8 protein-coding genes are annotated in these 9,155 nt (G+C 60.1%); 3 read left to right on the forward strand and 5 right to left on the reverse strand.

Going from position 1 to position 9,155, the window contains the following annotated elements; genetic code table 11:
• Positions 1-983: 983 nt before the first annotated feature.
• From WBB95_RS08615 to WBB95_RS08630, 4 genes are all read right to left on the reverse strand, one after another.
• Positions 984-1,763, reverse strand: a complete 780-nt coding sequence (locus tag WBB95_RS08615) for an ABC transporter permease (protein WP_424487195.1) — start codon at positions 1,761-1,763, stop codon at positions 984-986.
• Complete coding sequence (locus WBB95_RS08620) at positions 1,760-2,692, reverse strand: ABC transporter ATP-binding protein (RefSeq protein ID WP_424487196.1); 933 nt, start codon at positions 2,690-2,692, stop codon at positions 1,760-1,762. Before WBB95_RS08620 ends, WBB95_RS08615 begins: the two co-directional genes overlap by 4 nt.
• 134 nt (positions 2,693-2,826) lie before the next feature.
• Positions 2,827-3,444, reverse strand: a complete 618-nt coding sequence (locus WBB95_RS08625; protein ID WP_424487197.1) for a glutathione S-transferase family protein — start codon at positions 3,442-3,444, stop codon at positions 2,827-2,829.
• A gap of 56 nt (positions 3,445-3,500) precedes the next feature.
• The gene (locus tag WBB95_RS08630) at positions 3,501-4,160 is read right to left on the reverse strand and encodes a transglutaminase-like domain-containing protein (RefSeq protein ID WP_424487198.1); all 660 of its coding nucleotides are present in this window, start codon (positions 4,158-4,160) and stop codon (positions 3,501-3,503) included.
• 191 nt (positions 4,161-4,351) lie between these two features.
• Between WBB95_RS08630 and WBB95_RS08635 the strand changes: the two genes are divergently transcribed.
• Positions 4,352-6,799 carry an acyl-CoA dehydrogenase gene (locus WBB95_RS08635; RefSeq protein WP_424487199.1) on the forward strand — a complete coding sequence of 816 codons (2,448 nt, stop codon included), beginning with the start codon at positions 4,352-4,354 and terminating at the stop codon, positions 6,797-6,799.
• Positions 6,800-6,874: 75 nt separating this feature from the next.
• Positions 6,875-7,282: a PA2817 family protein gene (locus WBB95_RS08640; RefSeq protein ID WP_424487200.1), complete on the forward strand. Its 408-nt coding sequence runs from the start codon at positions 6,875-6,877 to the stop codon at positions 7,280-7,282.
• A 92-nt stretch (positions 7,283-7,374) separates the two neighbouring features.
• Here the strand turns inward: WBB95_RS08640 and WBB95_RS08645 are convergent, their stop codons facing one another.
• On the reverse strand, positions 7,375-8,307 hold the full coding sequence (locus WBB95_RS08645; RefSeq protein ID WP_424487201.1) for a LysR family transcriptional regulator: 933 nt from the start codon (positions 8,305-8,307) through the stop codon (positions 7,375-7,377).
• Positions 8,308-8,396: 89 nt separating this feature from the next.
• Here WBB95_RS08645 and WBB95_RS08650 point away from each other — a divergent pair, with 89 nt between their 5' ends.
• Positions 8,397-9,023 carry an alanyl-tRNA editing protein gene (locus tag WBB95_RS08650; RefSeq protein WP_424487202.1) on the forward strand — a complete coding sequence of 209 codons (627 nt, stop codon included), beginning with the start codon at positions 8,397-8,399 and terminating at the stop codon, positions 9,021-9,023.
• Positions 9,024-9,155 lie beyond the last annotated feature (132 nt).

A 9,155-nucleotide genomic window follows, 5' to 3' on the forward strand; every position in this document is an offset into this window, starting at 1 on the left:
CAACACGGCTAACCCGGCGTCCTGCCGGGTTACCCACGGATTCAAGCCTGCGTGCGGCCAGCGTGGTTAACGGGGCGCCTCAGATCAAGATCACGATCACAAGCAAGATCAAAAACAGAGCACGGCGGCCTGAAAGCCGACCTGAGTGGTTGAAGCAAAAGCAGATCACAAGCAGGAGCTTGGTTGCTGGGCGATGCACCGCGGTGCTGCCATCACAGGCAAGCCAGCTCCCACAGAAGAGCAGTCTAGTGAAGATATTGAAGCCTCAGCCGGTCAAAAAAATGTGGGAGCGGGCTTGCTCGCGAAGGCAGTGTGGCAGTTGATAAATTCATTGGCTGATCCACCGCATTCGCGAGCAAGTCGAATCGTCGCACCGCCGCTCCCACATTTCTGACCGAGTTCGGCTTTCTGAATCAGGACGCTGCTGCACCACAATTTTGCTTTCCTGTGGGAGCTGGCTTGCCTACGATGGCATCAATCAGGTGCACCTGAACAACCGAGTTGTCTGCATCGCAGGCAAGCCAGCTCCCACAGAAAAGCAGATCTGCTTCTGCTTTTGCACCTGCTTCTGCCGTTGATCTGGCTTCTGCTTCAACCACTCAGGTCGGCTTTCAGGCCGCCGTGCTTTTGCTTTTGATTGTGATCTTGATCTCAGGCGCCCCGTTAACCACGATGGCCGCACGCAGGCTTGAATCCGTGGGTAACCCGGCAAGGATGCCGGGTTAGCCGCCCCGCGCCATGGATGGCGCGTGGCGGCGGCCCACGGATTCAAGCCGGAGTGCGGGCATGCCGAGCCTAGGCGAGGTGCCGAGTGGTGGGGCAAGAGCGCTTTGGTTACTTTCGCGCTTTTCGAAAGTGACCCGCCGTAAGGGCGGAACCCATAGAGGCCATCATCCAAATACGGATATACCCTCAGAACCAGCCCCACCACCCACTCCAAAAAACGGCCTCACTAAGAGGCCGTTTTCCATACTGCTCACCCGTCAGGTGCGCATCCCACGCCCGCTCACCAGCAACCGCGCGCAGCCAACATACAGCACCACCGTGGCCACCAGCATAAACGTGATCGCCACGCTGATCTTGATATCCGACACCCCCAGGATGCCGTAACGGAAGGCGTTAACCATGTGCAGCACCGGGTTGGCCAGCGACACAGTCTGCCAGAACGGCGGCAGCAACGTGATGGAGTAAAACACCCCGCCCAGGTACGTCAGCGGCGTCAGCACAAACGTCGGAATGATCGAAATATCATCGAAGTTGCGCGCAAACACTGCGTTGATAAACCCCAGCAGCGAGAAGATCGTCGCCGTCAGTACCACCACCAAAAGGGTGACCCCAAGGTGATGCACTTGCAGGTGAGTGAAGAACAGCGACAGCAGCGTCACGATCACCCCGACCATCAAGCCACGCAGCACACCGCCTGCGGTGTAGCCGATCAGGATGGTGTGCGGCGACACCGGCGACACCATCAGTTCTTCGATCGAGCGCTGGAACTTGCTGCCGAAGAAACTGGAGACCACGTTGCCGTAGGAATTGGTAATCACCGACATCATGATCAGGCCCGGCACGATGTACTCCATGTAGGTGAAACCACCCATGCCGCCGATCTGCCGGCCGATCAGGTTACCGAAGATCACAAAGTACAGAACCATGGTGATCGCCGGCGGCAGCAGGGTCTGCGGCCAGATCCGCGTAAAGCGCTTCACTTCTCGGTAAACGATGGTTTGCAGCGCGACGAGGTTGGGTTGCAGTTCGGAACTCATACCGCCACCTTCGCCAGATTTTTCTCCACCAGGGACACGAACAACTCCTCAAGGCGATTGGTTTTGTTACGCAGGCTCAGCACTTCAATGTTCTGGGCCGCCAATTGGGTGAACAATGCGGTGATGCCCATGGCCTTGTCCACCTGGATTTCCAGCGTGTGGCTGTCCACCAGGCGGCTCGGGTAGCCGAGCAGTTGCGGCGGCGCAGACAAGTTGTTCTTCAGGTCGAGCAAAAAGGTTTCCACATGCAACTGGCCCAGCAGGTTACGCATGCTGCTGTTCTCGACGATGGTGCCGTGGTCGATGATGCCGATGTTGCGGCACAGCTGCTCTGCCTCTTCCAGGTAATGCGTGGTGAGGATGATGGTGATGCCCTTCTCGTTCAGCTCGGTGAGAAAGGTCCACATTGAGCGACGCAGTTCGATATCCACACCGGCGGTGGGCTCATCAAGGATCAGCAGGCGCGGTTCATGCACCAGCGCACGGGCGATCATCAGGCGGCGCTTCATGCCACCGGACAGCGAGCGCGAAGGCACATCACGCTTGTCCCACAGCCTCAATTGGGTCAGGTACTGCTCGGCGCGCTCCTTGGCGATCTTCGCCGGGATGCCGTAATAGCCGGCCTGGGTCACGACGATGTCGAAGGTTTTTTCGAACTGGTTGAAGTTGAATTCCTGGGGCACCACGCCGATGGAACGCTTGAGCGCCGCCGGGGATTTGTCCAGGTCGTGACCAAAGATATTCACCGAGCCGCTGGTCTTGTTGACCAGGGTCGAGAGGATGCCGATGGTGGTGGATTTGCCGGCCCCGTTAGGGCCGAGCAAGGCGAAGAAGTCACCTTCGGCAACGTCCAGATCGATACCACTCAGGGCCTGGAAACCGTTGCCGTAGGTTTTGGTTAGCTGCCGGATGGACAGAGCGGAACTCATATCGGAATACGCACCAAAGAAGGGAATAGAAAGAGTAGATGAGGGCGCAGCCCAGGTAGTTCAACGGCAGCGCATGACAAGCATGGTGCTTGCCCGCGCCGCACAAGTACAGTCACCGGTATTAATAGTCAGTATTAAGTCAACGCGGTCATGACCGCTTTGCGGTAGGCCGGCCGCTGCTTCAGGCGGTCATACCAGGCCTCTAGATGGGGCATTGCCGGGCGTTCGATGGGCATCTCGAACCAGGCGTAGATAAAGCAGCCCAACGGAATATCGCCCATGCCGATCTCGCTGCCCGACAAGTAAGGTTGCTCCGCGAGGGCGTTGTCCACGGTGCTCAGGGCGTCGATACAGGCCTGGCGCCCGGCGTTGATGCTGTCCCAGTTCTGCTTTTCAGCGGGGGTACGCAGGATGCCCCAGAACACCGCCTTGAACGGTTCGGCGAGGGTCGAGGTGGTCCAGTCCATCCACTTTTCGGCATTCGCCCGGGCTTTGAGGTCGCTCGGGTACCAGCTCGATGCCTGCTTGGCGCAAAGGTAACGCACGATGGTGTTGGATTCCCACAGCACAAAATCGCCGTCTTCGATCATCGGTACCCGGCCATTGGGGTTCAACGCCCGGTATTGCGGTGTGTCGACCACACCAAAGGCGCCGCCCGCATCAATTGCCTCATAGTCCAGGCCGAGCTCCTCGGCGCACCACAGTGCCTTCCTGACGTTTGATGAATTTTTACGACCCCAGATCTTCAGCATGACCGCGCCTTATCGTTAATGAACATGGCTTGATGAACGCAGCAGCATACGCCGGTTCACGCGCGGCTTAAATCGGTCTGCAGGTCGCCCAGCAGGATCGGCATGCCATCGGCAAACAGATGTGGGTAACACTGCTGAATATGGCTGAAGAAAAACGCCTCGGGCACGTCAGGGAATTGCCCATGGTCCAGCACGTACTCCATCGAACGCTGGCCCTGTCGGTTGTACGCATGGAAGACGCTGTCGTTGATTCCGTCGAATGTCAGCGGCGGCACGTCGAACATTTCACACAGCTGGCTGTTGAACGCCGGCGTGGCCTTGACCCAACGCCCTTGCAGGTACAGCTCGGTGTAGCCATGCATGGCGAACACATCGCTTTTGAGCAGCGCGATCAAGCGCGGTGTCGACAGGTGATTACGCACATCCGCCAGGCCGATGCGCGCCGGGATGCCACAGTGGCGGGCGCAGGCGGCCAGCAAGGTGGCCTTGGGCACACAGTAGCTCTCACCGGTGGCCAGGGCGAAGCTGGCGTTCAAGGTGCCAGGATCGCGGCTGAACGTATAAGGGTTGTAGCGAATCGCCTCACGCACCGCGTCATAAAGACTGACTGCCTGGTCACGTAAATCCGCACCGGAACCGCGATGTTTTTCGGCGAACTCCACCACCGCAGGGTGGTCACTATCGATGAAGCGGCTGGGACTCAGGTACGTATCCATGAGCTTTATCTCCGAAGGAAGCCTGGAGTTTAACGACAGGCCTGCCGTGGAGATAACGACGATTCGGCCAAATGTCGGCGCCTGGTGGTCGGTGCTTCGCGTACAACTCGTTACACCCTGATCACCGCGCTTTTTCGGATGCCGACTAAGCTCCATGGTGGTTTCGCCCCTGGTTTCACGGAGGATTGAATATGCTGTTGTTGTGGATACTGGTGCTGGTGGTCGGCATTGCCTACCTGGCACACCGCCGTACTGCGCCCCTGCCCGCCTTGGGCGTGGTCGCCGTTTACCTGCTGGCGATGGGCGCCTGGAGCCATGCACCGGGTTGGCTGCTGCTGATTTTCTGGGTGTTGATCGCTGCCGTGGCGCTGCCGCTGCTGCTGCCGGACCTGCGCCGCCAATACTTCACCAAGCCGCTGTTCAGCTGGTTTCAGAAAGTCCTGCCACCCATGTCCGAAACCGAGCGCGACGCCATCGACGCCGGTACCGTGTGGTGGGATGGCGAACTGTTCAGCGGGCGCCCCGACTGGGACAAGTTACTGGCCTACCCCAAGGCGCAACTGAGCGAAGAAGAACAGGCCTTTATCGACGGCCCCACCGAAGAACTCTGTGCGATGGTCAGCGACTGGGAAATCGGCCAGGCCATGGACTTGCCGCCTGCCGCCTGGGAGCACATCAAGACCCACGGCTTTTTCGCCCTGATCATTCCCAAGGAATACGGCGGCAAAGGTTTCTCGGCCTATGCCCACTCCCAGGTGGCGATGAAACTCGCGACCCGCAGCGGCGACCTGGCCTCCACCGTCATGGTCCCCAACTCCCTCGGCCCGGCAGAGTTGCTGCTGCATTACGGTACCGATGAACAGCGTAACCATTACCTGCCGCGCCTGGCGCGTGGCGACGATATTCCGTGTTTTGCCCTGACCGGCCCGCTGGCCGGCTCCGACGCGGGCGCCATGCCCGACACCGGGGTGATCTGCAAAGGCGAATGGGAAGGCAAGGAAACCCTCGGCCTGCGCCTGAACTGGGAAAAACGCTACATCACCCTCGGCCCTGTCGCGACCCTGCTCGGCCTGGCCTTCAAGGCCCACGACCCGGATCATTTGCTGGGTGAAGAAGAAGACCTGGGCATCAGCCTCGCGCTGATTCCGACCGACACCCCCGGCGTGGAAATCGGCCGTCGTCACCTGCCCCTGGGTGCAGCGTTCATGAATGGCCCCAATTCCGGCAAAGACGTGTTCATCCCGCTGGAATTCCTCATCGGTGGCCAGGAAATGCTCGGCAAGGGCTGGATGATGCTGATGAACTGCCTGTCGGTGGGCCGTTCGATCTCGCTGCCTGCGGTCGGCACTGGCGCAGCCAAGTTCACCAGCCTGGTGACCGGCCAATATGCCCAGGTGCGCGAGCAGTTCAATGTGCCGTTGTCCGCTTTCGAAGGTATCCAGGAGGCCCTGGCGCGCATCGGCGGCAACGCCTGGCTGATGGACAGCGCACGCATGCTCACCGCCAATGCGGTCGACCTGGGGGAAAAACCCTCGGTGCTGTCGGCGATCCTCAAGTACCACCTGACCGAGCGCGGCCGCGAGTGCATCAGCCACGCCATGGACGTGCACGGCGGCAAGGGCATCATCATGGGCCCGAACAACTACCTGGGCCGCAACTGGCAAGGCGCGCCGATTTTCATCACGGTAGAGGGCGCGAACATTCTCTCGCGCAACCTGATGATCTTTGGCCAGGGCGCGATTCGCTGCCACCCGTTCGTGCTCAAGGAAATGGCCCTGGCGGGTCGCGAAGACCATGATCAGGCGCTGAAGGAGTTCGACGGCCTGCTGATGCAACACATCGGTTTTGCCGTCAGCAACGCCGCCAGCACCCTGGTACTGAACCTCGGTATTGGCCACTTCGAGAAGGCGCCAGGCAATCGCCTGAGCCAGGGTTACTTCCGCGCCCTGAACCGCCAGGCTGCCGCGTTTGCCTTGCTGGCCGACTTGAGCATGATGTTGCTGGGGGGCGAATTGAAGCGTCGTGAACGCCTGTCGGCGCGCTTGGGGGATGTGCTCAGCCACATGTACCTGGCTTCCGCGGCGCTCAAGCGTTACCACGACCTGGATTCGCCGGACCACCTCGAACCGCTGTTCGCCTGGGCCATGGAAGAAAGCCTTGGCGAGTCGGAACGCGCACTGGATGAGCTGCTGAGCAACTTCCCGAACAAGGTGCTCGGTTGCCTGCTGCGGGTGATCGTGTTCCCGTTCGGGCGTCGCCACACCGGCCCTTCCGATGCATTGGACGCCGAAGTGGCCGCGGTGATCGGCCGCGCCAAAGGCGACCCGACCCTGGAAGAACTGTTGGCCGGCTGCTACCGCCCGCAATCGGCGGATGATCCGGTGGGCGCCCTGCAACACGCGTACGACCTGCTCGGCGCCAGCCATCCACTGCAGAAAAAGCTGCACGCCGCGCTGAAAAGCGGCCAGGTCAAGCCGACTGCCGGCGAACACGCGATTGATGCGGCGCTGCACGCCGGGGTGCTGCAACCGGCCGAAGCGCAAACCCTGCGTGAGGCCGAAGCGGCGCGGCGCAAGGTGATCGACGTGGATGATTTCAGCAAGGAAGAGCTGACCCAGGCAGAAGGTAAAGTCCGCTGAGTCGAGCGGTCATATAAATACGGGCGCGAGGGCTATATACTCTCGCGCCCGTTTTTGCTTTAGAGGACTTATCTCGTGTCCAACGTCGTTGCCGATCATCTCGTCTTGCTCGACCACTTGCGCAGCATCCTGGTTGCCGTCGGCGAAGCCGAACAGGTGCCCGAGGAAAGCCACGTTCTGTTTCTGGAGCGTTTCGACGAATTGCGCGCCCTGCTGCCGATCGACCCGCTCGAAAGCCAGTACCTGGGCCAGGACCTGATGAGTCAGGTCATCCTGCGTTACCCGCAAATTGCCCACTTGGTGCCTCGCGACCTGCTGTGGTTCTTCGGCGGCGATTGCCTGCACTTCATGCCGGACGAAGAACTGGACCTGTACCAGGCCCTGGAAGAACGTCGCTTTGAAGCCGAACAGAATGACGAGCCGTTCGACTGGAACCAGGAAAAGCAACTGCTGGCCATGCCGCAGGACCAGAGCAAGCACTGATTCGTGTGGGCGCTGGATTGCCTGCGATGGCATCAGCTCTGGTTGCCTCACAGGCTGAGTTGCCTGCATCGCAGGCAAGCCAGCGCCCACTTTTACCTGCGGCGCAGTGTAGGTTCGCGCGCCATGCACGCCACCAGATAATCAATAAACACCCGCAACTTCGGTGGCAGGTACCGCGTCGGCGAATGCAGCAACCACGCCTCGCCATGGTAGGACGCAATAAAATCCCACTCCGGCAACACCTGCACCAAACTCCCCGCCTCCAAAGCGTGCCGTGCCGTGAAATACGGCAAACTGCCAATTCCCACATGCTGCAACACCGCATCCAGCCGCACGCCGGTATGGTTCGCCGCATAACGCCCGCGTACACCCACCGTCACCGCCTTGCCGCCCTGGCGGAATTTCCAGCGCGAGTCGCCAGGGGTTTCACCAAGGTAGATGCAACTGTGTTCCAGCAAATCATGGGGATGTCTGGGCGTGCCGTGTTCGGCCAAATAGTGCGGCGTGGCGCACAGCAAATGTTCGATGGGCAATAACTGTCGGCCGACCAAGCCGGGTGGCGGGCTGTCGGTGATACGGATACTCAAATCGACATTGTCGTCTATCAGGTCCACGTGCCGGTCCTCAAGGATCAATTGCACATCGACCTTGGGGTAGCGCCGCAAGAACTCGGGCATATGCGGATGCACCACAAACCGGCCGACCGCCTTGGGCACGCTGACGCGCACCAGGCCTTCGGCTTCATGGTTGAACTGGCCACTGATTTCCATCACGGAACGCGCCGCGTTGACCATCTCCTGGCAACGCTTGAACACCTCCTCACCGCCTTCGCTCAGGCGCAATTTGCGCGTGGTGCGTTGCAGCAACCGTGTGGCAAGGGCGTGCTCCAGGCGCGAAATACTGCGGCTCACCGCCGAAGGTGAAACGCTCAGTTGGCGCGCCGCTTCGGAGAAACTGCCGGTCTCCACCACTTTGACGAAAATCGCCATTTCGCCCAGCAACGGCAAAGGAAGATTGATGCTCATGACGCACAGGTCCATTGATATTTGAATGGATTATCACCCATCTGCGCACTATTTATACTGCTCGCAGAACCCTGATGCGGATGTAGACCATGACCGAGCGCCTGTTTTTTACCCACGACCACCTGACCGCCGAACTCGACGTGCTGAGCTGCACGCCCCATGAGGACCAGTTTGCGGTCACGCTGCAGTCGACCATTTTTCATCCTCAAGGCGGTGGCCAACCCTTCGACACCGGGTGGCTCGGCGACAGCCAGGTGGTGCGCGTCATCCAGGAGGCCGATCGGGTGGTGCACTACGTGAATCAGCCTTTGGAACCCGGCCCGATCACCGCGCGGGTCGATGCGCAACGCCGCGCACTGCACACGCGGTTGCATTCTGCCGGCCATCTGATTGGGAATGTCGGTGAGAGCCTGGGATGGATGCCGATCAAGGCCCATCACTGGCCCGGTGAAGGCAAGATCACGTTTATTCGCGGGGAAGCCGCGCAAGCCATGGACGCAGAGACGATTCAAGCGCGTATCAACCAGTGGATCACCGCCGATTACCCACGGCATATGACCCTGGAAGACGGCACCCGCGAAGTCGGATTTGGCGAACTGCCTGCTTACGCCTGCGGCGGTACCCACGTGCAGGCGTTGAGTGAGTTGGGCCAAGTGACGATCCTGGCCCTGTCGGAGAAAAAAGGCGCGCTGTCGGTACGCTACGAAATCAACTGATACAACGCCCACGCCTCCTATGAAGCTGACCTTGTTGTGGTGACCGCCGTTATTGGGGATGAGTCCGACTATTGTGACGGTTACACCACTGTGGTGAGCGGGCTTGCCCCGCGCTGGGCTGCGAAGCAGCCC

Source organism: Pseudomonas sp., from assembly GCF_049645325.1.
Classification (GTDB): Bacteria; Pseudomonadota; Gammaproteobacteria; order Pseudomonadales; family Pseudomonadaceae; genus Aquipseudomonas.